The 377-nt window shown below is 32.1% G+C and carries 1 protein-coding gene; it reads left to right on the top strand.

The window, feature by feature from the left end; all coding sequences use genetic code 11:
- A partial coding sequence (locus AMO19_RS00100) for a DNA gyrase subunit A (protein ID WP_306452407.1) occupies positions 1–377 on the top strand: 377 nt, incomplete at both ends.

The following is a 377-nucleotide window of genomic DNA, read 5'->3' as shown; positions in this document are numbered from 1 at the left end:
CCTACAGGAGGAGAATTAATTTATAGTCGTGCAATAGAAGAACTTTATCAAACTGGAAAAGGATCTATAACGATAAGAGGAGTTGTGAATACGGAAGAGGTCAATTTAGGTAAAGGGAAACATAAAAAAAATGCAATAATCATTACTGAACTTCCTTACCAAGTTAATAAAGCAGGTTGGATTGAAAAGCTGGCAGAACTGGTTAATGCGGGAAAGATTTTTGGAATTTCTGATATTAGGGATGAAAGCGACAGAGATGGAATGAGAATTGTAATAGAACTAAAAAAAGATTCTAATTCTGAACTGGTTATTTCTAGTTTATATAAAAAAACAACTCTTCAAACAAACTTTGGCGCAATATTCTTAGCATTAATTAA

The organism is Prochlorococcus marinus (assembly GCF_001180245.1).
Taxonomy (GTDB): domain Bacteria; phylum Cyanobacteriota; class Cyanobacteriia; order PCC-6307; family Cyanobiaceae; genus Prochlorococcus_A; species Prochlorococcus_A marinus_F.
Note: the sequence above shows the minus strand (reverse complement) of the source record. Positions and strands in the feature narration are given on the sequence as shown.